At 60.4% G+C, this 23,012-nt stretch carries 21 protein-coding genes and 5 pseudogenes; 15 read left to right on the top strand and 11 right to left on the bottom strand.

Annotation, left to right across the window (positions count from 1 at the left end; genetic code table 11):
- Window positions 1-58: 58 nt before the first annotated feature.
- The gene (locus VOI29_RS01685) at window positions 59-1,663 is read right to left on the bottom strand and encodes a response regulator (RefSeq protein ID WP_323775726.1); all 1,605 of its coding nucleotides are present in this window, start codon (window positions 1,661-1,663) and stop codon (window positions 59-61) included.
- Between the two features lie 165 nt (window positions 1,664-1,828).
- On the opposite strand from VOI29_RS01685, the gene VOI29_RS01680 reads away from it, so the two are divergent.
- Window positions 1,829-2,206, top strand: coding sequence for an SPW repeat protein (locus tag VOI29_RS01680; RefSeq protein ID WP_323775725.1), 378 nt, complete (start codon window positions 1,829-1,831; stop codon window positions 2,204-2,206).
- Between the two features lie 78 nt (window positions 2,207-2,284).
- Window positions 2,285-2,806 (top strand): annotated as a pseudogene (locus VOI29_RS24520) (universal stress protein).
- A gap of 278 nt (window positions 2,807-3,084) precedes the next feature.
- Here VOI29_RS24520 and VOI29_RS01670 read toward each other — a convergent pair.
- Window positions 3,085-3,351: a hypothetical protein gene (locus VOI29_RS01670; RefSeq protein WP_323775723.1), complete on the bottom strand. Its 267-nt coding sequence runs from the start codon at window positions 3,349-3,351 to the stop codon at window positions 3,085-3,087.
- A gap of 209 nt (window positions 3,352-3,560) precedes the next feature.
- On the opposite strand from VOI29_RS01670, the gene VOI29_RS01665 reads away from it, so the two are divergent.
- Window positions 3,561-3,800, top strand: coding sequence for an EF-hand domain-containing protein (locus tag VOI29_RS01665; protein WP_323775722.1), 240 nt, complete (start codon window positions 3,561-3,563; stop codon window positions 3,798-3,800).
- A gap of 125 nt (window positions 3,801-3,925) precedes the next feature.
- Here the strand turns inward: VOI29_RS01665 and VOI29_RS01660 are convergent, their stop codons facing one another.
- Complete coding sequence (locus VOI29_RS01660) at window positions 3,926-4,105, bottom strand: hypothetical protein (RefSeq protein ID WP_323775721.1); 180 nt, start codon at window positions 4,103-4,105, stop codon at window positions 3,926-3,928.
- Window positions 4,106-4,546: 441 nt separating this feature from the next.
- On the opposite strand from VOI29_RS01660, the gene VOI29_RS01655 reads away from it, so the two are divergent.
- The 6 genes from VOI29_RS01655 (at window position 4,547) to VOI29_RS01630 (ending at window position 12,859) form a co-directional block, all read left to right on the top strand.
- A complete protein-coding gene (locus VOI29_RS01655) occupies window positions 4,547-5,260 on the top strand; it encodes a response regulator transcription factor (RefSeq protein ID WP_323775720.1) in 714 nt (237 codons plus the stop codon).
- A gap of 552 nt (window positions 5,261-5,812) precedes the next feature.
- On the top strand, window positions 5,813-7,108 hold the full coding sequence (locus VOI29_RS01650) for a trypsin-like peptidase domain-containing protein (RefSeq protein WP_323775719.1): 1,296 nt from the start codon (window positions 5,813-5,815) through the stop codon (window positions 7,106-7,108).
- 193 nt (window positions 7,109-7,301) lie between these two features.
- Complete coding sequence (locus VOI29_RS01645) at window positions 7,302-8,624, top strand: KamA family radical SAM protein (RefSeq protein WP_323775718.1); 1,323 nt, start codon at window positions 7,302-7,304, stop codon at window positions 8,622-8,624.
- Window positions 8,618-9,628, top strand: a complete 1,011-nt coding sequence (locus tag VOI29_RS01640; protein WP_323775717.1) for a D-alanine--D-alanine ligase — start codon at window positions 8,618-8,620, stop codon at window positions 9,626-9,628. The genes VOI29_RS01645 and VOI29_RS01640 overlap by 7 nt, the downstream gene beginning before the upstream one ends.
- On the top strand, window positions 9,625-10,632 hold the full coding sequence (locus tag VOI29_RS01635) for a hypothetical protein (RefSeq protein ID WP_323775716.1): 1,008 nt from the start codon (window positions 9,625-9,627) through the stop codon (window positions 10,630-10,632). The genes VOI29_RS01640 and VOI29_RS01635 overlap by 4 nt, the downstream gene beginning before the upstream one ends.
- On the top strand, window positions 10,607-12,859 hold the full coding sequence (locus VOI29_RS01630; protein WP_323775715.1) for a GNAT family N-acetyltransferase: 2,253 nt from the start codon (window positions 10,607-10,609) through the stop codon (window positions 12,857-12,859). Before VOI29_RS01635 ends, VOI29_RS01630 begins: the two co-directional genes overlap by 26 nt.
- A gap of 357 nt (window positions 12,860-13,216) precedes the next feature.
- Here the strand turns inward: VOI29_RS01630 and VOI29_RS01625 are convergent, their stop codons facing one another.
- From VOI29_RS01625 to VOI29_RS01605, 5 genes are all read right to left on the bottom strand, one after another.
- Window positions 13,217-13,684, bottom strand: a complete 468-nt coding sequence (locus VOI29_RS01625; protein ID WP_323775714.1) for a cyclic nucleotide-binding/CBS domain-containing protein — start codon at window positions 13,682-13,684, stop codon at window positions 13,217-13,219.
- Between the two features lie 64 nt (window positions 13,685-13,748).
- The gene (locus tag VOI29_RS01620) at window positions 13,749-13,979 is read right to left on the bottom strand and encodes an SPW repeat protein (RefSeq protein ID WP_323775713.1); all 231 of its coding nucleotides are present in this window, start codon (window positions 13,977-13,979) and stop codon (window positions 13,749-13,751) included.
- Window positions 13,980-14,129: 150 nt separating this feature from the next.
- Window positions 14,130-14,378: a hypothetical protein gene (locus VOI29_RS01615; RefSeq protein ID WP_323775712.1), complete on the bottom strand. Its 249-nt coding sequence runs from the start codon at window positions 14,376-14,378 to the stop codon at window positions 14,130-14,132.
- Window positions 14,379-14,560: 182 nt separating this feature from the next.
- Complete coding sequence (locus VOI29_RS01610; protein ID WP_323775711.1) at window positions 14,561-16,348, bottom strand: SLC13 family permease; 1,788 nt, start codon at window positions 16,346-16,348, stop codon at window positions 14,561-14,563.
- A 13-nt stretch (window positions 16,349-16,361) separates the two neighbouring features.
- Window positions 16,362-17,294 carry a calcium/sodium antiporter gene (locus VOI29_RS01605; RefSeq protein WP_323775710.1) on the bottom strand — a complete coding sequence of 311 codons (933 nt, stop codon included), beginning with the start codon at window positions 17,292-17,294 and terminating at the stop codon, window positions 16,362-16,364.
- A gap of 482 nt (window positions 17,295-17,776) precedes the next feature.
- Here VOI29_RS01605 and VOI29_RS01600 point away from each other — a divergent pair, with 482 nt between their 5' ends.
- A complete protein-coding gene (locus VOI29_RS01600; protein WP_323775709.1) occupies window positions 17,777-18,025 on the top strand; it encodes a hypothetical protein in 249 nt (82 codons plus the stop codon).
- Window positions 18,009-18,263 carry a hypothetical protein gene (locus VOI29_RS01595; RefSeq protein ID WP_323775708.1) on the top strand — a complete coding sequence of 85 codons (255 nt, stop codon included), beginning with the start codon at window positions 18,009-18,011 and terminating at the stop codon, window positions 18,261-18,263. Before VOI29_RS01600 ends, VOI29_RS01595 begins: the two co-directional genes overlap by 17 nt.
- A 112-nt stretch (window positions 18,264-18,375) precedes the next feature.
- Here the strand turns inward: VOI29_RS01595 and VOI29_RS01590 are convergent.
- Window positions 18,376-18,783: pseudogene (locus VOI29_RS01590) on the bottom strand (transposase); the annotation flags it as partial.
- A 217-nt stretch (window positions 18,784-19,000) separates the two neighbouring features.
- Here VOI29_RS01590 and VOI29_RS01585 point away from each other — a divergent pair.
- The gene (locus VOI29_RS01585) at window positions 19,001-19,246 is read left to right on the top strand and encodes a VPEID-CTERM sorting domain-containing protein (RefSeq protein ID WP_323775707.1); all 246 of its coding nucleotides are present in this window, start codon (window positions 19,001-19,003) and stop codon (window positions 19,244-19,246) included.
- Window positions 19,247-19,253: 7 nt separating this feature from the next.
- Here VOI29_RS01585 and xrtE read toward each other — a convergent pair whose 3' ends face one another.
- On the bottom strand, window positions 19,254-20,804 hold the full coding sequence (gene xrtE / locus VOI29_RS01580; RefSeq protein ID WP_323775706.1) for an exosortase E/protease, VPEID-CTERM system: 1,551 nt from the start codon (window positions 20,802-20,804) through the stop codon (window positions 19,254-19,256).
- 330 nt (window positions 20,805-21,134) lie between these two features.
- On the opposite strand from xrtE, the gene VOI29_RS24515 reads away from it, so the two are divergent.
- Together VOI29_RS24515 and VOI29_RS01575 are read left to right on the top strand one after the other, a co-directional pair.
- A complete protein-coding gene (locus VOI29_RS24515; protein WP_416361468.1) occupies window positions 21,135-21,332 on the top strand; it encodes a transposase in 198 nt (65 codons plus the stop codon).
- A gap of 93 nt (window positions 21,333-21,425) precedes the next feature.
- Window positions 21,426-21,590, top strand: a pseudogene (locus VOI29_RS01575) (IS256 family transposase); the annotation flags it as partial.
- 40 nt (window positions 21,591-21,630) lie between these two features.
- On the opposite strand, the pseudogene VOI29_RS01570 reads toward VOI29_RS01575, so the two are convergent.
- Window positions 21,631-21,933, bottom strand: a pseudogene (locus VOI29_RS01570) (integrase core domain-containing protein); the annotation flags it as partial.
- A 43-nt stretch (window positions 21,934-21,976) separates the two neighbouring features.
- Between VOI29_RS01570 and VOI29_RS01565 the strand changes: the two are divergent.
- A pseudogene (locus tag VOI29_RS01565) lies at window positions 21,977-23,012 on the top strand (IS30 family transposase); the annotation flags it as partial.

Below are 23,012 nucleotides of genomic sequence, written 5' to 3'. Positions count from 1 at the left end.
CTAACAGTGCCGCGGGCATTCCGGCAGGCCGGTACAGCCAGGCTGTCCGGCCTGTGTCTTACCGGCCACCCTGTCCGGCTCCGGCCAGCGCCCGTTCAACTGCCCGGGCCAGAACCTGCAGCGAATAGGGTTTTGCAATCAGTTCAACGGGCGAGGTCAGCTGCCGCTGCCGCGATACCCCGCGCGAAGCATAGCCCGAGGTCAGCAGCACCGCGATGCCCGGATGGCGGCGGCGCAGCAGCAACGCCAGATCGTAACCCGACAGCCTGCCCGGCATCACCACATCCGAGAAAACCAGATCTACCGGCTCTCCCTGCTGCAGCAGCTCCAGCGCCGCCTCACCGTCGGCGGCTTCAATAACCGCATAACCCAGCACCTCGAGCCGCTGCAGAACCGCTTCCCGGACCAGCGGGTCATCCTCCACCACCAGGACAAGCTGGCCGTCGCCAAAAGGCACCTCTCCATCTTGATCCCCGCCCAGGCATTCCGCCGCCTCCGGCGCACGCGGCAGGTACAGGCTGACGGAAGTTCCCTCCCCCGGCGCAGTCTCCAGTTGCAAAAAGCCGCCCGCACGGGCCACCGTCATCCCAACGCTTGTCAGCCCCAGCCCGCTGCCGGAACCCGTGGGCTTGGTGGTGAAAAACGGTTCCAGTGCCTGCGCCGCGACACTGGCGGGCATCCCGCTGCCGGTGTCGCTGACAGAGATGCGCACAAACTCCCCAGGCGCGGCACCGGACATGCCGGCGACCTGCTCCGGCGTCAAGCAGACGTTCTCCGTGGCAATCGCGACCCCGCCGCCGTCCGCAACCGCATCGCGCGCATTGGCAATCAGATTGAGAATGGCCCCATCCAGCTCGCTTGGGTCGGCAGTCACCGGCCATGCATCGGCACAGGGATGGAAAGTCAGCCGGGTGTGTTCGCTTAGTAGCCTTTCCAGTATCTGCCAATTGCCGGTGATGTGCCTGTTAACGGCAATTACAACCGGCGCAGACCGGCCCACGCCCGCCAACGCCAGCAGCCGCTTATTGAAACCTGCCCCCATTTCAGCTGCCTCTGCCGCCCGCCGCAGCAGGCCGCGCGCATCTTCATCGCGGGTCTTGAACGCAGCCATTTCGAGATTCGCCAGGATAACCGTCAGCAGATTGTTGAAATCATGGGCAATCACACCGGCAAACCGACCGATGGTTTCCAGCCCCTGCCGCTTGGACAGCATTTCCTGCACCAGCCCTTCGCCGGACTGGTCCAGCATTGCGCCGCTCACCCGGCTAGGCTCTCGGCTGTCTCCCGATCCGGTGAAATGGACCTGCCCCAGGATCAGAACCGGCCTGGGGTTGCTGCCGCCGGAATGGACCTCCGCAATCAGGCGGCCACTGCTGCCCGGAGCGCTAGCGGCAGCCAGCGCTTCATCCATCGCCGCCCGGTCCGCTGACACAAGCCCGTCCATCCATGCGTCAAAGGAGGAACAGGCCTTGCCGGTTTTTGAGGTGAACATCCCCGGTACTCCCCCCGACAGCACTGTAATTCCCGCCTCGAAATCCACCAAGAACAGTCCAATCCCCGCAGCCTGGGCGGCCATTTCCAGCTGCCTGCCCTTTCCGGCCAGCCCCTCCGCTCGGGCAAACCCGTCTTCTTCACCGGATAGTGGCTGCTCCCGCTTGGCCATTATCTGTGCTCCGTCCTGTGCCCTTTCACCATACCACAGCGCGCCGGATCACTGACAGCTCCCGCGCTTCCAGAAGGATTGACGGCAATCAATGAAAAACCACGCCTTCATGGCAATCTGATCCCAGCGGCATCTGGCCGCGGTGCAAGAGATGAGGACGGACCAATGAAACGGCCAATAAGTAAGCGGCACTGGCAGGACTGGGCGACGCTGGCAGCGGGGATCTGGCTGATCCTCTCGCCGCAGGTGCTCGGCCTGGCGCAGACCTCACCGGAACCTGTGGCCGGCTTCCCGGCGGCAATCTGGAATTTCATAATCATCGGTGTCATTGTCGCGGGTCTTGCAGGCTTTGAGCTGTTCGCCTTCCGCGACTGGGAGGAATGGATTGGCGCTGCGCTCGGTACTTGGCTGATCGTCTCTCCCTGGGCCCTCGGCTTTAACGAAACCCTGCCGGCAACGGTGAATGCGGTCGCAAGCGGCCTCGTTATCGCCACGCTCAGCGGCTGGACTGCCATTGAAGTCTACCGGGGCGGCCACGCCTGACACTGCCATTCACCAGCCTGCAACGCCAAACAGCAGCTGGCTGGTGCCCCTTTTGCAGCGGCAGGAAGAGAATCTGCCATGACCCGGAAAATCCTTGTCGCAACCGATGGCTCTCAAGCTGCAGAGCGTGCGGTTAATGTTGCTGTCGGCCTCGCCGCAGGCCTGGAGGCTGAGCTGATTACCCTGCACGTCCTGCTGCACTGGCGGCGCGCAGAAGACTTGGTGCATCTGGCAAACGTCGAGCATATCGTGGACCATGTGGCCGGGCAGATGTCACTCGCCAATGCGCCTCGCAACATCGGCCAGTTGCTCCACGAGACCAGCCGTACCGGCGAAACCGCACAGGTTGCCGCCGCTATAGGCAGCCAGATCCAGAGATAGGCGGAGAAAGCCGCCCGCGCTGGCGGGGCCAGCTGAATCCGCAGCCGCACGCTGGCCGGGGATTTTACCGAAGAAATCCTGAATGCCGCCGAACTGGAAGGCTGCGGCATGATCGTGATCGGCAGGAACGGACTGGGGCAGGCACGGCGGTTTCTGCGTGACGGCGTCTCGGACTTCGTGCTGAGACATACAAAATGCACAGTAGTTCTTACCCGATAGAACCTTGGTCTTTCAGCCAGGTTAAGTGCACCAAAACCGGCGTGTTTTGCTGCGCCGTCGCCTGACCGGGGGCAAAAAACTTTCCGCGGCTCGGTGTCGGCAGTGTCGGCAAGTATGCCCGCCAGACGCGGCAATTTTTCCATGAGTATCGGGGCCTTACTTTCATCACGCGAGCAAACGCGGCCGCTACGGGTTCAACGCGAACTTGGAAACAACTTAATCCGCATCAGCCGGGCAATGGCGCGCAGCTTTGCCATCTCTGGCAGCCCCTGACTCCGCTACATTAATTCCTGGACGCAGCTGTGCTTAACTGAAAAATAGCGGGAGATTTCAGCACAGTTCAGCCCAAGATCAGCCTGCGCGCCCACCGATTTCTCCGGTTCCAGCTTTCCGCAAATGCCTTTCTGTCGGCCGGAGCCGCTCCCTGCCCAGCCCAGCTGATTGGTCCAGCGCGTGCTCTCAGGTGCAGTCTCTCTATTGTCACGAGCAGGATGCGGCGGCACTTTGTCTGGATGGGGCATCGCTCTGGTATTCTGCATGATCATCTTTGGATTCAGATAGAGAAACCGGGGCGGTATAACATTAACGGGCATCAACGGCGGCAGGCTCCTGCACAAACGGTTCCCTGTTTTCGCCTATGTACGCTGCCCCCGCGCGCCTCCCTTGATGGCTGTCAATGAGGGGCGCTCGTTAATGCCTATTCTGCAACAGCCGGTCCGTAAAAGTTACGCACCGTTTTGCAAAGGAGATTACCATGAAAGTTTACGTTTTTGCAGCGACAGCCTTCGCTTTGGCAGCAGGTTCTGCCTTTGCCGCGATGTCGGACATCGATACCGACGAAGACGGCATGGCAAGCTACAATGAACTGACGATGGCTTATCCCGATGTCACCGAAGACCAGTTTGCCGGGATGGATACCAATGAGGACGGCAGCCTCGATCAAGAAGAAATGGACGCCGCGACTGAAGCCGGAACTTTGGCTGCAGCCGAATAAGCCGCCAAAAACCTGCGGCCCTGTTGCACAGATTGCGCGACAGGGCCGCTGCTTTACTGACCCTGCCTTTTGAGTGCAGCAAGGCCAGCACGATTGGCCGCACAAGAAAACCGGTGTTGCGCTAATCAAACGTCCCCTGAAATCATCAGCGCATAGTCGAAAACCGGCACGATAACACGCGAGACCAGACCGGCTTTCCCGTCTCCATTTCCGCGCATCCCTTTCAACCCGGCCGCGGTTTCCGGGCCGATAGCTTCCTCGCCGCAGACCGGAGAGACCAAGGCTGGGATATTTTCCACGACCATTAGTTCAGCCTCCCGCCAAAACGCTGTTCTGACCCGTTTTTTTCTCCAGCCGGCTTTGTGTGCATTGCCCGCAAAGCGGCAACACCCCACCTCCGCCCTACCAGGACGGAAGCTCGTCAACATTTGCAATACTTGTATTCAAAACTTGTACTGTCCCATTTTGCCGTACAGCCAACCGGTTGGAATCCTGGACCTGTGCAGCTGCTTCAGTCTGCTGCCGGCTCAGGTACCGGATCCGGCGCAATGGCCTTGAATTCGGATACAGGCGGCAACGGCTTCCTGCATGATGGGCGGTATCGCTTTTTCCGCAATGACCGCCGCCGACGGGCTCCGCGCCACTAGGCGCCTGCAACTCCGGCAACTATCGGGTGCAGGCCTCAGCAAACCTTCCCTCACAAGCAGGAAATGACTAAACTGAACCAAAACCCGATTTGTGTACCCATGGCTCAGATTTCTGTCCTTGTCGTTGACGACGAACCCGATGTGAGGAATACGCTGCGCACCGGGCTGGCCGCGCGAGGATGGATGGTTTTCGAGGCTTGGAACCGCAAAACGCTGTTTGCCGGCATCGGGGATCACAACATTGACATTGTCACCTTGGACCTGAAACTGGGCAGAGAAGACGGACTCAGCCTGGCGCGGGAACTGCGCCGTCTGCGCAATGTGCCAATCCTTATGATCTCCGGCAAAACTGAACCGTTTGACCGGGTCCAAGGACTGGAGAACGGCGCCGATGACTATGTGGTCAAACCGTTTCACATCCGAGAAGTCATCCTGAGAATTGAGACCATCCTTGAACGGTACCGGAAACCTTCGGCGACTGGCGGCAAGGTCATGCTGGGCCAGAGCGAACTAGACAAGAGCCGCGGAACCATACGCCACCCGGATACAACAACGGTTGAGCTGACCAGCATGGAATTGCAGCTTATGGAGTTGTTCCTGCGCTACCCGGGCCGGGTACTGAGCCGCGATGACATCTCAAATGTGCTGTACGGGCGTGACTGGGCACCCTTGGACCGGTCGATCGACGGCCACGTCGCACGGCTGCGGCGGAAGGTTGAAAAGGGTGGCGAAGCCCCGGTCCTGATCCGCTCTGTCCGCGGGGTGGGTTATGTTTTCAGCAGCGAAGCCGACATTGATCCGCAGAAATGCTGAGTGTGCGGAGCCTCTTAAGAGCGTGGAGGTCGCCGCGGAATTGGCCGTCCGGAGCGGTTCACCATCTAATTATCATCCGGCTTACACTTGGAAACACCACTAGCTTCTTGCTGCTACCCGTGGCGCTATGCCGTCTCCAAGGGGAAGCAGGAACTGACGACTGTCCTGTGCTGTGCCGTCAGAGGCCGTTTACCGCCGGAACCGCCATAAAACCGCCGGCGCGTGCCTGAATATTCTCACCTCCATCTTTTCTTTCCCGGAATACATCCCAATTGTCTATTTGTCTGCTCTGTGCTGCCGCATTGCGGGACCGCGGCACGCGTATACGGACCACTGGACAGACGGAAACTCTCACGCCGCAGTGTTCAATCCGTCCCGCATGTTTGGTCTATGCCAATTTCAAATTTCCGCACTGCTGTTCTGCTGGCTGCTACCGCTTGCCTGCTGCCCTCTTCTTCGCCGCTCCGGGCGCAGCCTGCATCGGCGCCATCCATGCTGGATGCAACCGGATCCTTCGCCCCTGTCGTTGCAACAGTGATGCCCGCAACCGTCATGATCAACACATACGGCAGCCATTCTGCCAGCGATGACGGAGCGTCCGGACCGCCCCCGCATCAGCCCGGCTTGTCCTATCCGGACATGACCAGTACCATGGCGAGCGGTTTCATCATCGACCCGGACGGGCTGATCGTGACCAATGCCCATGTCATTGCAAATGCAGATGCCATTAGCGTCCGTCTGCAGGACGGCCAGACGTTTGCCGGTACTCTGATCGGCATGGACGAGCACACAGATCTTGCGCTGCTGAAGATTACCGCCAGCCAGCCGTTGCCGGCCGTCAGCTGGGGCAATTCCAGCAGCCTGCAGCTTGGGCACAGGGTGGTGGTGCTGGGGAACCCGTTCGGCCTAGGGCTGTCGGCGACCGAAGGTATCATAGCCGGGCTGGGCCGGGACCTGCTGACCAGCCCCTATGACCGTTTCATCCAGATTGACGCCTCCGTTGTTAGCGGAGACTCCGGCGGTCCGCTTGTCGACACTGCCGGCCGCGTGGTTGGCGTGAACACCGCCATGCTTTCCTGGTGCGAAGGCTGCACTGGAATAGGATTTGCGGTGCCCGCCGACCTTGCAATGATTGTTACCGGACAATTGCTGCAACATGGCCGCGTGCCACGGGGCTATGTGGGCATCCAGACCCAGCCGCTGACGCCCGCGCTTGCTTCCCTTTCCGGTGCTGATGTGGCGGCCAGCCGGTTGACCGGCGAACTTCTCACCAGAATCGATCCTGGTTCGCCTGCGGAAGCCGCCGGGTTGCGACTGGGTGACATCGTGCTGGCTGTAAACCGCACCCCCATCAGTGCATCGCAAGGTCTGCTGGACCTGATCTCGCAATTGCCGGAGGACAGCATGGCAAAGCTATTGCTGTGGCGCAACGGCACCCGGATGGAACTGCCCATCAAGATCATCGGCGCTCCTGGCGAAATGGCAGCGCCGGACACGTCCGGGGAGGCAGAGTTTTCCCTCTTTGACCTCGATCTTGCGGTGGTGCCAATTGACAATGAAACTCGCCGTGAGCTTGCGGTCCCCGCTGACGAGGAAGGCTGGCTGCTGGTCTGGACCGGTAGTGCAGACCTTCCCGGCAGCCTGGTCCCCGGCGATGTGATCACTCATCTGGACGGTCTGCCGCTACCCGATTTGGCAGCCTTCCATACCGCCGCTGCCCGCCTGAAATCGGGCCAAGGAGTGTCCGTCCTTGCGCGCGTCTGGCGCAACGGCTCCGCCGTATTCGTGCCGGTCTGGAACGCTACGGTTGGACAAACTGAAAGAGACGGTATCACCAGGGATGAGTAAATTGTTATTCCTTGTCAGGACATTACCCTGGGCTGACCTCTGGCGCTCGCGATAAGCCGCCGCCAATTTTGCCCGCCGGCCCTGAAACCGCTTGAATTTCACCTGCGCCGGCCACAGGTATCTCTTGTCCCAGAGCTGCGACAGCAACGACGATTGGCGCGCGACGGCACTCTGGGCGCAGGGAAAACCTTGTATGGATCATACCCTTGCTTCAGGTTCCGGCGCTCAAGAAAGCCAGGAACCTCCGGAGACCACCGCGGACCGCGCAGATTTCCAATTGCCAAACCCGCCAAATGCACGCAGCAGCCAAGGGGCCAGCCGAACCCGCCGCACATACCCGCCCAAGTTTCCGGTTGGAGAAGCAACCAGGGCCTTCCGAAAGGTTTTCTTTCCTGCGGTCTCTGCCGTCGAGTGGAACGACTGGCGCTGGCAGATGCGCAACCGAATACGCAGCCAGGAGGCACTCAGCCGTATTTTCGAGCTGAGCGAGGAGGAACAGGCGGCTCTGGATCGGCATCAGGGCGGGCTGCCTGTCGGCATCACGCCCTATTACGCCAGCCTCATGGGGCTCGATGACCCCGCTGAGCCGCTACGGCGCACCCATATCCCGGTCGGACAGGAATATCTGCGCACGCCAGGTGAAGCGGACGACCCGCTGGGAGAGGATCACGACACTTCGGTGCCAGGGCTTGTCCACCGCTATCCGGACCGGGTGCTGTTTCTGACCACCAGCACCTGCTCAACCTACTGCCGCTATTGCACCCGGTCGCGGATGGTGGGCCAGTCGGGCGACGAGTACCAGTTTTCGGTGCGCCAATGGGACCGGGCGCTTGAGTATATCGCCGCGCATCGCGAGGTCCGAGACGTGCTGCTGTCGGGCGGCGACCCGCTGACCATTTCTGACGACAAGCTGGATTATCTGCTGGGTCGCCTGCGTGCGATCCCCCATGTGGAATTTATCCGGCTGGGCACCAAGGTGCCGATCGTGCTGCCAATGCGGATATCCCGCGATCTGGTGCGTGTTCTGAAACGGCACCATCCGCTGTGGATGTCGATCCATGTCACCCATCCCAGCGAGCTGACGCCGGAAGCCACCGAGGCCTGCCGGAGGCTGGCGGATGCGGGCATCCCGCTCGGTTCGCAGACTGTGCTGCTGAAGGGGGTCAACGACAGCGTGGATATCCTGAAGCCGATGTACCACGGGCTGCTAATGCGGCGGATCAAACCCTATTATCTTTATCAGTGCGACCCGATCACCGGCTCGGCCCATTTCCGCACCCCGGTCTCGAAGGGGCTGGAAATCATCGAGGGTCTGCGCGGCCACACCACCGGCTATGCTGTGCCTCAATTTGTCATCGATGCCCCCGGCGGCGGCGGCAAGATCCCGCTGCAGCCAAATTATGTGGCCGGGCGCGACGGCAGCGATCTGATCCTGCGCAATTTCGAAAACAGCCTATACCGATACCCTGACCCGTGCGGCAGCCCGTGCACAGAAAAGGGGCGCCGGCCATGCTGATCGGCCTGACATACGACCTGCGCGACGACCACCAGGGCTCCGGCCTCAGCAATGAGGCGATGGCCGAGTTCGACAGCCCGGAAACCATTTCTGCCATCGAAACCGTGCTGCGATCGCTGGGCCACCAGACCCAGCGGATCGGCCATGTCCGCAGTTTGGCGCAGCGGCTGGTTGCCGGGGACCGCTGGGACCTTGTCTTCAACATCGCCGAGGGCCTGCACGGCCGCGCGCGCGAGGCACAGGTTCCAGCCCTCTTGGAGGCATTCGGCATCGCCTATACTTTCTCGGATCCACTGACCCAAGCCTTAGGCCTGGACAAGGCCATGGCAAAGCGGATCGTGCGCGACGCGGGCATCCCGACCGCGCCCTTTGCGGTGCTCGAAACCTCAGCGGACGACTGCAGCTTGTGTCTTCGCTTTCCGGTCTTCCTGAAGCCCTTGGCCGAGGGCACCGGAAAAGGCTGTGAGCACGCCTCCAAAGCGGCAGATAGACAGCAGGCGAATGCCGTTGCCCACTCCCTGCGCCAGCGGTTCCGCCAACCGGTCCTGGCCGAATGTTTCTTGCCAGGCCGGGAGTTCACGGTCGGGTTGCTGGGCAACGGGACAGAGGCCCGCGTCATCGCGGTGATGGAAATCCTGCTGCTCGAAACGGCCGAAGCTGAAATATACAGCTTCCAGAACAAGGAACAGTGGGAAAGCCGCGTCAGCTACCGCCTCGCGAACGACGCAGAGGCCAGTGCAGCAGGCACGGCGGCACTTGCGGCATACCAAGCGCTTGGCTGCCGCGACGCCGCGCGTATCGACCTGCGCTCCGACGCCATGGGGCAGCCGCATTTCCTGGAGGTGAATACACTGCCCGGCTTGCACCCCAGCCATTCTGATCTACCGATCCTGTCGGCAAAGGCAGGCCTGGATTACAGCAATCTGATTGCGGAAATCACTTCGGCTGCCATCCGCCGTATCGGCCTGGAGGAGAGCACGGTGAACCTGCGCAACGCGCTATGAAACCCTTGAACATTGCCGTCCTGCATGGGGCAAACGGAGACAGCCCGGATGAACGGGATACCCGCGATACTTCCAAGGCAATCTGCAGGGCGCTGAAACGGCAGGGGCACAGAGCTTGGCTGGCCCATGTAAAGGGTCCCTTGCTGACCCTGCCCTGGGTTGCTGAAGACCGGCCCGGCCTTGTCTTCAATATGGTGGAGGCCATTGACAACGACATAACACGGGCAGCGGAAGTTCCCCTGCTGTTAGAGCGCCTTGGCATTCCGTTCACCGGTTGTGGCGCCACCGCGCAGTCGGCAACCCTCAGCAAGACCGGCCAGAAACGCCTGATGGCCCTGAACGGGCTGCCAACGCCGGCCTGGTCGCAGTCCGGAGCCGGCCTTGCTGGCCACCAGCAGGTGATCGTCAAATCTGTGTCCGAACATGCCTCGCTGGGTATTGATGCCCAGTCGGTGGTGCCTGGGGGGCAGGCGGCAGGGGAAATCACGCGGCGGGAAGCCCGATTTGGCGGCGCCTTCTTTGCGGAAGCCTACATCCGCGGGCGGGAATTCAACCTGTCTCTGCTTGAGACCGCTGAAGGGGTGCAGGTCCTGCCGCCAGCGGAAATCCTGTTCGAGGAATTCCCCGATGATGTTCCGCGCATCGTAGACTACGCCGCCAAATGGGACGAAACATCCCACAGCTATCACCACACGCCCAGGCGGTTCGATTTCCCGGCCCGCGACAACGCTTTGCTGAACCGGCTTGAAGCATTAGCGAGGCGTGCCTGGCATGTCTTCGGGATCAAGGGTTATGCGCGAGTGGATTTCCGCGTAGATGATGCCAGCCAGCCCTGGGTTCTGGAAGTGAACACAAACCCCTGCCTTGCTCCGGACGCCGGTTTTGCCGCTGCCGCAGAACAGGCCAGGGTCAGTTTCGACACATTGATCGCGCATCTCGCGGAGATTGCGCTCACCGCACCGGACAAGGATTCGCACCATGTTCCGCATCCGCAAGATAGCTGATGCCCACGCCCCCGCCAGCCGGGCAGTCATAGAAAAAGTCCTGACCATCCTGCGCGCCCAGTTTCCTGGAAAGCGTGCCGCCGACATCGACACGCTTCCAGACCATCTTAGCAACCCTTTCGCCAAACGCTTCCTGCCATCATTGTTCGTGGCCGAGAACGGACGTGGAGAGGTGCGTGGCACCGCCCTGATGCTATTTGATCCTGAGCTGTCTTTTGCCTTTCTCGATATCCTTGCCACAACACCAGGCGAGGCGCCCGGCTCAGGCGTTGGCGGCGCGCTGTACCAGCGGCTGCGTCACGAAGCCCTTTCAATGGACTCTGAGGGACTGTATTTCGAATGCCTGCCCGACAACACAGCCTCTCTCCAGGACCGGGAGACAGCGGCCCAGAACGCAGCGCGGCTGAAGTTCTACGAACGCTACGGCGCCCGCCCGATAACCGGCACCGGCTATGAGCTGCCACTATCCGCAGAAGATACCGACATGCCGCATCTCGTCTTTGACGGACTCGGCCAATTCGAGCTGCCGCACGCAAAGCGGCTGAAAGAGATTTTCTGCGCCATTCTGGAACGGAAATACGCAGAACTTTGCCCGCCGGAATATGTCCGGCGGGTCACCGCGTCCGTTGTTCAAGGCCGTTACAGGCTGCGGGCGCCGCGTTACACCACCCGTTCCGTAACACTGCCGCCGCCGACCGGTTTGCAGTTGCCGATGGTCATCAACGACCGGCACGACATCCACCACGTCCCTGCCCGAGGCTATGTCGAAAGTCCGGTGCGGATCTCCGCCATTACCGAGGCGCTGGAGGCCACCGGGCTGTTCGCGCGCTTGCCGCCGCGGCGTTTCCCGGATCGCTGGATCAAAGCTGTGCATGATGCAAAACTGGTGGACTATCTGCGCAGCGCCTGCGCCGAAGCGCCGGCAAAAGGCGCGGTCTACCCCTATGTCTTTCCGGTCCGCAATCCGGACCGCCGCCCCCGCGAGCGCTCGGTGCTGGCGGGATACTGGTGCATCGACACCTTCACGCCAATCAACCGCAACGCCTGGCCCGCGGCCCGCCGCGCGGTGGATTGCACGCTCACCGCGGCCGAGGAAGTACTTAACGGCGCCGCTGCCGCCTATGCACTGGTCCGCCCGCCCGGCCATCACGCCGAACGCAAGACTTTCGGCGGCTTCTGTTACCTGTCAAATGCAGCCATTGCCGCAAATTTTCTGGCCCGGCACGGCAGGGTCGCAATGCTCGACATCGACTATCACCATGGCAACGGTCAACAGGACATATTTTATGACCGCGCCGATGTGCTAACAGTTTCCATCCACGGCGATCCCAGCTTTGCCTACCCCTATTTCACTGGTTTCCGGGATGAAACAGGTCAGGGCTCCGGCGCGGGATACAACCTCAACATCCCTCTGGCCGAACAAGCATCACCCGAAGACTACCACTCCGCCCTGAACAGGGCACTCTTCCGTGTTGCGGAGCATGATCCCTGTTTTCTGGTTCTCTGCCTTGGCTTCGACACCGGCCGCGGCGACCCGACCGGCACTTGGAAACTCCGGCCCTGTGATTTCCATCGTGCCGGCGTCAGCATCGGCCGGCAGCCCCGCCCCATCCTCGTGGTGCAGGAAGGCGGCTATCTGGTGCGCACCCTCGGCGAAACCGCTGCGGCGTTTTTCAAAGGACTGGCTGAAGGGATTGCGCAGCACCCAAAGCCTGCAGTGCCGCCACCCCTTGCCCCGACGCCAAAACGCCGCTGGCGCAAAACTCTGAGGGCAGGTGACGCAGACCGGATCAAGCGTCTGGTTGCTGAAACCGGCAAGTTCTCCGGCGAAGAGATCGTAATTGCAGGCGAGCTGGCGCAGGAACGGATGGCCAGCGGCGCGGCCTCAGGCTACCATTTCCTCCTCGCCGAACAGGGTGCCGAGCTGAGTGGCTATGCTTGCTACGGCCCGGTGCCGGGCAGCGAACACAGCTGGGATCTCTATTGGATTGCCGTAGACCCCGCCCACCAAGGGAACGGTTTGGGCAGACTGCTGATGAAACGGGCCGAAGCGGAAATCCGGCAGGCAAACGGCCGCAAGGTCTACATCGACACATCTAGCGGCCCGCCTTATGCGGCGGCCAGGCGGTTCTACGAGCAGATAGGCTATTCCCTGTGCGCTGAGTTCCCGGACTTCTACCGCGACGGAGATGGAAAGGCCGTCTACGAAAAGAACCTGGGGAACTGATCCTCCCCGGCAATTATCCGCGGTAATGGCCGCCGTTGTAGCGGCCAGGTGCTGCACCGCCGCTGTCCATCTCATCGCAGCCAGTATCGCAATCCGGTAGATGGTGCCGCCGTGGTCCCGGCTCCCGCTGCAACGTTTCCGCAGGTTCCCAACCGTCCTCCACCGCGGCTTCCGGGCGTGGCTCTGGCCTAACCCCGGACCGCGATGGCGGGCGCGATCCAAGCTGCGGGATGAAGCGCAGAAGCTTCTCCGTCAGTTCCAATGCCGCTTGTTTGGCGGCTGCCAATTTGGGGTGTCCGGCCAGGACCATTTTGGTTGTCCTCAGTTGCACCATGCAGGGCGCGGTTTCTGTACAGTTCAGGATTGCCGCCGCGGGTTTGTCTTGCCGCGCCAGGGCGCCCCGGCGACATACTCGCGCAGCTCCTCGGCCTCCTGTTCCACCGTCAGCAGCCGGTAGCGGGTTACATCCAGAATGCCGACCACTGCAACCGGCACCCCGTCCTCTGTTACCGGAATATGGCGCACGTTGTGCTTTGACATCAGCCATTCCAAGCGCTGCACAGGCTGATGGGCGTCGCAGGAGATGACCGGGTGTGTCATGATATTTTGCACACGAAGATTTCCAGGCAGCTTCTTATTCGCCTCGAGATAACGAACGATGTCGCTGCCGGTCAGAATACCTGCCATTGATCGCTTGTCAGGTGATACCAGCAACGCGGATGTGCCGTCCTGTGCCAGAAGGGCAAGGGCCACGTCCACTGGTGAGACTGGAGCGATCCATTCGATATCTGTTTCCAGCTCTTCGAACAGCCTGCGGATTGTCATGGCATTGCTTCCTTTTTTCAAGCCGACCTCAGAGAAATTGCATGACCAAGGCGGTCAGGTCCGTTCAGGCCTTGCTGTCAGGCCAATGCAGGTAGAGTTCGCAAGAGGCGCCCAAAACCAGAATGGCCCCCGATGCCACCGCATTCCAAACAGCTGCGGGAGTGCCTTTGAAGCCAGCCAGTTCCGGCGATACGAACAGCAGCACACCAAGCAAAAATACTGTGTTCGCCTCCAGCAGCTCATGCCTATTCCGGTCAATGCCGGCAATGGCAAGTGCCGCCAGCCCGGCGGCCATTAAGGTGACAGTGTCACCGGACAGCCGACCGCCTGCCTGCGGCAGCCCGCCAAACAGCAGTAAGAGGATAGTATCAGCCAGAACCCAAGGACCGCATACCCCCAGCGGAACATGTCATGGAAACGCATCGGACGCACTCCGCCCCAGTGGTTACAAGTCGATCACCGGGTCCTCCAGAACCCCGGCGGAAACCGCATCCGCCATTTCCTCATCGTCCAGAAACCCGTCGCCATTAGTGTCGATTTCGGCGAACAGTTCCCCGGTTACACCGGAGTAGACGGCCTGCAATTCTGTGAGGGACGCTTTTCCATCGCCATCGACATCAATCCCGGCGCTCATTGCGTTAGCCGGGAGCGCCGCCAAGGCCGCGAGAAGAGCGCCATAAGCTGCTCTGCTCATCTGCTTCTCCATCAGAGAGACAGCGGTCCACATTGGACCGCCTACCTTTGAGATGGGTACGGACTGACGCAAAGGCAAGTGCTCCGTGAAAATAACTACCTTATTAAAAACATGATCTTACAAATCTCCCCTCTTCCTTTCTGCCCCTGCCATACGCGGCGGGGCTCAGGCGCGCGCGCCACTCAGTTCAGCGGCCAGAGCAGCGGGATCAAAAGGACGGTAACAGTTCCTGTGACAATGTTCATCGGGACCCCGATCCGCAGAAAATCTATGAACTTGTAGCCGCCCGCCCCATAGACCAAAGTGTTGGTCTGGTACCCGAACGGAGTGGCAAAACTGGCCGACGCTGCAAACATCACAGACACTGCAAAAGGGCGCGGATCCACCCCTAAGCTGACCGCGACCCCTACCACCAGCGGGGTCATGATTACTGCAACCGCGCTGTTGGTCAGAACTTCAGTCAGGACAGCCGTGGCGGTAAACATGATCGCCAAGGCGGCCCAGGGGCTTACCATCGCCAGCAAGGGGGTCAGAGAACCGACAATCAGATTTATCGACCCGCTCCTGTCCAGCGCACGGCCAAGCACCAGCATCGACACGATCAGGATCAGCAGGCGCCCGTCCACCGCCGCAAATGCTTCGTCAGGCTCGATGCATCCCGTCAGCAAAACCAGCGCTGCGCCAATCAGCGCCAGGGCCAGTATCGGTGCCGCATCAAGACCCGCCAACACCACCACACCTAGCAGGATCGCCGCGGCCAGAGGCGCCTTGCGGTGCCGGAAGGCGCGGGCCTGCCTCTCCCCAAGCGGCACTAGGTTCTGCTCCCGCACCAGCCGCTGAATATCCGCAGGCGCCCCCTCGACCAGCAGCGTATCTCCTGCCCTCAGCGCTGTATTTTCCAGCCGCTCCCTTACAGAGGCCCCCCTGCGGTGCAGCGCCAGCGGGTAAACCCCGAACCGCCGCCGCCAGCGCAGACCGCCCAGTGTCCGCCCAGCCGCTCTAGATCCCGGTCCGACCAGCAACTCGGCGGTCTGCGACAAGCGTGTGCGGCCGCTTTCCAGGTCCGGAATCTCTGCTCCCCGCGCAATGCCTTCGCTGAAAGCACGAAGCTCGCTGTCGCGAGCCTTCAACACCACGATATCGCCCGCTTCCAACCGCACTGCCGCCAGATCCCGGCGCAGCGAGGCATCTCCGCGCACGACGTCGGCTACCCGGCCGCCGCCCCTCGTCAGTTCCGGCGCCGCCAGAGGCGGCATGCCGATAAGGGGAGAGCCTTCCGGGATAAAAACATCCAACAGCCAGCTCTTTGCCCCCCGCACCGCCGTCAGGCTCGACACCGTTTCGCGGCCTGGCAGCAGATGCCTCCCTGCAAGAGCAAGGAACCCGCCCCCCGCCACCGACACCGCCAGGCCCAGCGGTGCAATTTCGAACAGCCCGAACGGCGCCAGCCCAAGGCCTCGCGAGATACCATCCACCAACAGATTGGTGGAGGTTCCGATCATCGTGATCGTACCGCCCAGGATCACCGAATAGGACAGCGGGATCAGCAGCTTTGACGGGATTGTCCCGGCATCCCGGGCGAGGCCGATGGCGACCGGAATCAGCACCATGGCCACCGGCGTATTGTTTAGAACCGCAGATGCCGCCGCCGCCGCGGTAAAGAAGGCGCCAAGAGCAAGGACAGCATGGCGCCTCGCCAGCCGCGCCATGATCCCTGTCAGCAGCTCCAGAACACCGGTCCGTACCAACGCCGCGCTGAGAATGAACATCACGCCAATTGTTGCCGGGGCCGGGTTGGCCAGCGCCGCCAGCACATCCTCTGTGGTCACCAGCCCCAGCGGCAGTGCGGTGCATGCGCCGACAAAAGCTACCATATCCGCTGGCCGCCGCTCGCTGGCAAATGCCGCAAAGACCGCCGCTGTCAGGGCCAGCGACAGCGCCGGGGCATAACTGCCCGGATCTATGAACATCGCCGTTCTCCAGTCACCCCTGCGCACTCCAGACATAGACCGCAAATCCCGCAATCAGGCACAGACCGCCCCTCCGGCCCAAGCGCTGCCCGCGCAGCAGGACCAGCATCAGCAGGATGGAGGCCGCCGCCATCACCGGCAGGTCGAACACCAAAAACCGCCGGTCAACAGGGACCGGCATTATGACAGCGGTCAGCCCTAGGATGCCCAGCACGTTGAAGATATTCGAGCCAACGATGTTGCCCAACGCAATGTCCGGCTGCCGCCGGTATGCGGCCACAATCGAGGCCGCCAGTTCTGGCAGCGAGGTACCCACGGCGACTACGGTAAGGCCGATATAGGCCTCCGGCAACCCTAAGCCCTGAGCAATCACCACTGCTCCGTCGACCAGCAGCCGAGCCCCCGGCACCATCAGCGCCAGCCCCGCCGCCGCCCAGAGCAGCGGCCACCTCACATCCCCAGTTGCCTCCGCCCCGGTTCCAGCGTCTCCAGCCCCATCGCGTGCGCTCCGGTACGCCCAGACGAGGTAACCCGCCAGCCCCGCGCACTGGGCCGCACCTGCTGCCCGGCCCACCATTCCCTGCGAAAAGGGAAGAAACAGCAACAGCGCCGCCGCGGTCATAACCACCGTATCCCGCACCGGCGCAGCTTGCGCCAGACCGATGGGCCGGACCAGCGCCGCCAGTCCGATAATCAGCAGGATGTTGCTGATGTTGGAGCCAACCACATTGCCGATCGCTATCTCCGGCAGGCCCTTCAAAGCCGCGTCCAGGGACACCAGAAGCTCCGGCATCGAGGTGCCAAACCCCACGACCGTCAGACCAATGAGGAATGGCGGCAGCCCCAGCTTCGCGGCAAGGGCAGCCGACCCGCGCACCAGCAACTCGCCGCCGATGAACAGACCGCCCAGACCGGCGGCAAAACCGGCAAAATCCATCGGTGTCATGATCTTGCACTTTGCAGGACATGCCGCCCGCCGCAACCCTGACGGGTCCGGCGGCAACCCGCCGGTGCTGGCAATCGCAAAACAGCATCCATTTCATATTTCCTGAACAGCCGACCCGAGCCAAGTGCAAGCCTGAACCGGCGCCGGTAAGGTACAGCGCATCCGTGCCGGACCACCTCAGCACATGGGGTTCGGATGGAGTGGGCGCAAGAGGCCCATCACCATACTCGAAAGGAATGAAGGCCTGTTCAGGGGAATATCTTCGCCCCGAACCTGGGGCAACTGGAGTTTGCCAAGCAGCTCGTCAGCGTTTGCCAGGCCTGCCCCAATCCTGTCGTTGCATCGCCGCGGATTGTTCCGGGCCTCAGGTTTTAATCGCCAGGCTGCATCTCGGCCGCCGGACAGGATTCCTGCCTGCAAGTATTTGATTAGTCAGGTCGGCGACTGTCCGGTGCATTTCGGCATCAAGGTGCCCGCTTCGCATGACCGCGGGCAGTGATTTCACGGGCTCATGGGGAGAACTGGTCGACGAACCGAGCATACCCCCTCTGAAACACAAGAAGGGGCTGAATGCCGAAAGGACGTCTGGCTTCACCGGCATGGCCAAGGCGCTGGACGAACAGCGCCGCGCTGGCGCCAAGTTCGAAAACCTTGACTCCGTGGAACGGCTCAACCTTCTGGTCGACCGGGAAGCCGCCGAGCGCGAGGCCAGGCATGGAAGAATCCATTGAGGCGCTGGTGGAGCGGATCGTGCTGACGCCTGCGGCGGCGGGCACTGGCCTGGATCTGACGCTAGAGGGCGATCTGGCGGGGCTTTTGCGTCTGTGCACGGGCAGCGCGGGCCCTAACGCAGAAAAGGCTTCGGGCGGGATGCCAGAAGCCTTTGATAGAACGAAGGAAATTTCGTTATCTGCGGGAGCAGGCAACCGCCGCAACCTACCTACCCCCCGAAATCATGTAAACGTATGATAGCGCACAGCTAACGGCAACTTTGCGCAAAATCGCGGGGATTGAAAAGAGAGGTGGTCCTGGTTTTTTCGACCAGTTTTCCGCCGGTTAAAGCTAAAGCATGGGTTTCATCTCAGGCGGTGGCCTTCAGATTTTGGTCTCCAGTAACATAGCCCTCCGTCGGGGTCAGCAAGCCATGCGATGAGTGCGGTCGCATTTCGTTGTAGTATCTGCTCCAGGTACCGATCCCGGAGCGGGCCTCCGAACCGGTCTCGAAGGCGTTCAAGTAGACGCATTCGTATTTCAACGAGCGCCAGAGCCGTACGATCATGCGATTATGGACCCAGCGGCCACGCCCATCGATTGATATCTTCACCTTGGCGGCACGCAGCACGCTGGTGAAATCTGTACTGGTGAACTGTGAACCCTGATCAGAGTTGAATATCTCGGGCGGGCCATGTCGGGCCAGCGCTCCCTTCAAGACCTTGATGCAGAACCCGGTGTTCATCGTGTTCGATAACCCCCAGCTCAACACCTTTCGGCCGACCAAAGGCAGTCTCCCTGCTCTGGAATGTTTTTTTCTGTCCAAATCACTCCAGTGAATTTTGCTCGTGCGAACTGGAAGGCCGGTGAAACTTGAAACAACGATCCACCTGCGGCACGATTGACCGCTAACTGCTGAACAATGCAGAGACTTATTTGATTTTTAGTTAATATGCCTCAATTATGGGGAGAATCGTTCAAAAGAGGATCTGTCCATGACGTGTATTGGCAAGATAGTTAGTGTTTGCGGTGCTTTCATTGCATTGTTGAGTGTGCTGCCCACAGTCGTAGCGGCTCAATCGATCGGCGTCGATCTCGGCGCCGTTGATGTAAGCATCGGCGGAGGGCGGCCGGCCTCTGTTCCTGAAATTGACGCATCGACAGGAGCAATGGCTCTCGCAGCTCTAGCCGCTGCTCTGGTGCTGGCATGGGAGGTGAACCGGCGCCGCAAGGCAGGGTAAGCTCTGCTCAGATCAAAGACCATTGCTCGGTATACCAGGCGACTGCGGCGACGGATGCATTCGCGACAATATGCGCGACAACCGCATCGCCCAGTCGACCCCGGCGTAACATTGCAGCCGCGAAAAAAAGGCCTGCGATGCCTGCCAAAACCAAGCGCCCATGCAGCGCTGCAAACAAAGCAGTCGACACAAAAACTGCGATAACTTTTGCGACCGTAGAGCCGGTATCGAGCCTGGCTAGAACGTAGCCGCGAAAGAAAGCCTCTTCCACCACGGGAACCAGAAATGTGGTTCCCAACGCGCGTACCATCGCCCAGGCCAAGAACGCGCTACCGCTTAAAGCTCCCAAAACCAGGTCATCTCCTTGAGAGGGCTCGGACAACCACACCCATCCGCCTCCTACGGCAAGACCTATCGCGATTGAAAACGGGTCCAACGACAGCCGGATCTGAGGAATTAGCGCGCTGCGCATCCAGGCCAATACGCCAAGCAGAACCGCCGCCTGGAACGGATATCCAAGAGCAGGGTGTTCCCAGAATGCATGAACAATTACGCCCGAAATCATAAAGGCAATAAAAGGGACAATCAGAGCGGCTATAGGGTTGGCGCTCAATTTTTCCTTGTCTGGGAGGGCATAATTCACTCGGCGGAGTGTCGGCATAGCTTGAGCAAGATTGAGCACTCCAAGCGCCAGAACGATGAAAAGCAACCACCCGGCGAAGCTGTGAAAGCCGTTTACCGCCAGCTCCGGCGAGACATACCTGCCAAGCAGAATCAGGACAGTAATGCGCAGGATATTAAATACCCAACTGGCCAGAAGAGCGATTGGCCAAAGAATGAGCCAGAATACGCTCTGCCTTAGTGTTTCGCGAAACAGCACAGCATATATCACCATGAACCCGCTGATCAGTGCGAACCCTTCAATGCCGGAACACTGGCTGGCGACAGCTACAACAAATCCTGGAAGCCCGATCCAGGCACGGCCTGGATCAATGAAAACCTCAGGATCAACTGCAGAGAGCAAAAACGCCACACCTTTGAATGTGCCGGTGGACACGAGCTCGACCGCCCACAGCGGCTCTATCAAATGTGCCAGGGACGGGATCAATGCAGCCGACAGCAAGATTACAAGCGGCTGGAAACGCGCGGTTCCAAGCCAATTCCACCAGGACAACGGCCTTAGTACCCAAAACAAGAATCCAAGTGCTGCTATGGCACCGCCACCGGCAAGCAGAATGGAAACATAAAGGAATTTTTCGTTCACCTCCCCTGGCGGGATGATCAGTACTGGCAGAAATATGATCACGATGCCCAGCAAGTGTACCTTACCCCAAAAGGTCTTTTGATTGGGTACCCTCATCAGTTCGAGAAACCGGTGCCAACTTCTGGTACGAGCGCACATCAGGACTACAAAGGCAGCGGAAACGCAGATGGCGCTGATAAACGCCCCCCTCAACCCGCGGCACAATCCCGCTATTCCGGTCGCGTGACATTCGATGGGAAATACAATCTGATAGGTTGCTATAACAGCAATGCTCTCGAGGACGAACAAGACCATCAGCCACCTGATACCCGCTTGACCCAATAACCTGTACCTCTGTCAATTTCCCTAACCATACTGAGACAACCTGTCGAGTATGGCGAAATTATGGGGTTTTCAGGTCGCCGGGAACTTTGCTGCCATGGGGTCAGGACTTCGGTAGCGGGGAGTGCCCAGTCAAGCGTGTTTGCGCAAGATTTTTGATCCACCGAAATGGTGTTGTCCGACCGTGTTGCAGGGATCGGCTTCTCGAAGTATCCTCAGCGTTTTCTATGACGTGAGCGACGATCGTTTCCCCACAAATTGAATGATGCCCGTCGGGACTAGTTTAAAAAGGCACGGTATCAGGTGGCGAACGCATCAGAATACAACGAAAGCCTTCGGCAACGTGGTGATGTGGCCGTATGGCTGTCAAATGATGTGGCTGAATTTTGGGCATCGTCGCACTGCAAAACCCGCGGTGGCCAGGCGCGTTACTCCGATTTGGCAATTGAGGTTTTCGTTACTCTGCGGGTCGTATTAGCAGTGTCCCAACGGTTGGTGTAAGTTCCGCCGGTAGCGCGGGCCGCTTGGCGGCCACGGTTGTTCTTCGGCTAAGGTTTGGTTTGCCGACCTGACCTATGACCGAGGAGAACGACCATGACCAAGGACAGCCTATCAGACGCCGCGACGCTGCGTGCACTTCTGTCGGAGACGTCCGGCACCAACCTGCTTGCCGAGATGCTCGGGTTTGTCGCCGACCGCCTCATGCCGCGGGATGTCGACCAGCTCTGTGGTGCTGGCGCGCACGAGCGCAGCGGCGACGTGAACCGCCCCGGTTTTGCCGGAGGCTGATTTCAGTTCGTTACGCGGCTCGTTCCTCAGTTTCCATAGCCGCATAGAAATTGGCCTCTGCTTCTGCCGGCGGAATATTCCCTATAGGCTCGAGCAGGCGGCGATTTTTGAACCAGTCCACCCATTCGAGTGTTGCGTATTCCACCGCCTCGAAGTTGCGCCAAGGGCCGCGGCGGTGAATGACCTCGGCCTTGAAAAGACCATTGATCGTTTCGGCCAGCGCGTTGTCATAGCTGTCTCCAACGCTGCCGACCGAAGGTTCTGTACCGGCTTCGCCCAACCGCTCTGCGTATTTGATCGACAGGTTTTGGGCGGATTCAAACGGTTGTCGCAACGGTTCCGAATTGGAGGTTGTGATGACAAACCGCAAACGCGCATCAAAGCGCAGCACAGGAGGTAAACTGCATTTACCGGGACGGCCACGGGCGGTACTGCGTTCCCAGCAAGTCATGTTTTGGCAACTCATCAAGCAAGGCGTTTCCAGCGAAGAAGCTGGCGTGCAAGCTGGCGCGTCTGCCCCAGTTGGCGGTCGTTGGTTTCGGGAGGCCGGAGGCATGCCGCCATCCAAGTTTGAAAATGCATCTCAGCCGCTTTCCAGCCGGTATCTGTGTTTTGCTGAGCGCGAAGAGATCGCCTTGTACAGAGCGCAAGGCTTCGGTGTCTGCGCGATTGCAAGGAAGATTGGACGATCCGCCTCGACCGTTTCCCTGGAACTTCGGCGGAATGCAGCGACACGCTCAAGGGGCTTTGAATATCGGCGACAACAGCGCGATGGCATGCGGATCGATCAGCGCGCCGCCCCAAGAGACCAAAGCTGGCTCAGAACGATGCATTGCGGCACTATGTCGAAGAGCGGCTTTCAGGTCATATCGAAGGCCCAAACGGGAACATCTTGGCCGGTCCTGACGTGTCTTGGACGAAGAGACGGTCTGTGCGCCGACAACATCGCAGATGGGCAACGGCCTGGAGCCCAGAGCAGGTCGCCCGCCGTTTGCCTCTTGATTATCCGGATGACCCGATGATGCGTATCAGCCATGAGGCCAAATATCAGTCCTTGTTCATTCAAGGCCGTGGTGCGCTGCGGCGGGAGTTGGTTGCCTGCTTGCGTTCCGGACGGGCGCTACGTCTCCCGCGAGCGCGGCGAAAAGGCAAAGGCAAAGGCAAACCGTTTGTGTCCGTTCAGTTCATGATCAGCGAACGCCCCGCCGAAGCAGAAGACCGCGCTATGCCGGGTCACTGGGAAGGCGATCTTATCCTCGGCCTGAAGAGCTCGGCGATCGGCACTCTGGTGGAACGCAAAACACGGTTCATGCTCCTGCTGCATCTGCCCCCTATGCCCGGCCATGGTGCAGGTCCGCGCAAAAAGAACGGTCCCGCGCTTGCAGGTCACGG

It is taken from the genome of Leisingera sp. (assembly GCF_034669605.1).
Taxonomy (GTDB): Bacteria; Pseudomonadota; Alphaproteobacteria; order Rhodobacterales; family Rhodobacteraceae; genus Leisingera.
The sequence above is the reverse complement of the archived record's forward strand: the minus strand, read 5'-3'. Positions and strand labels throughout refer to the sequence as shown.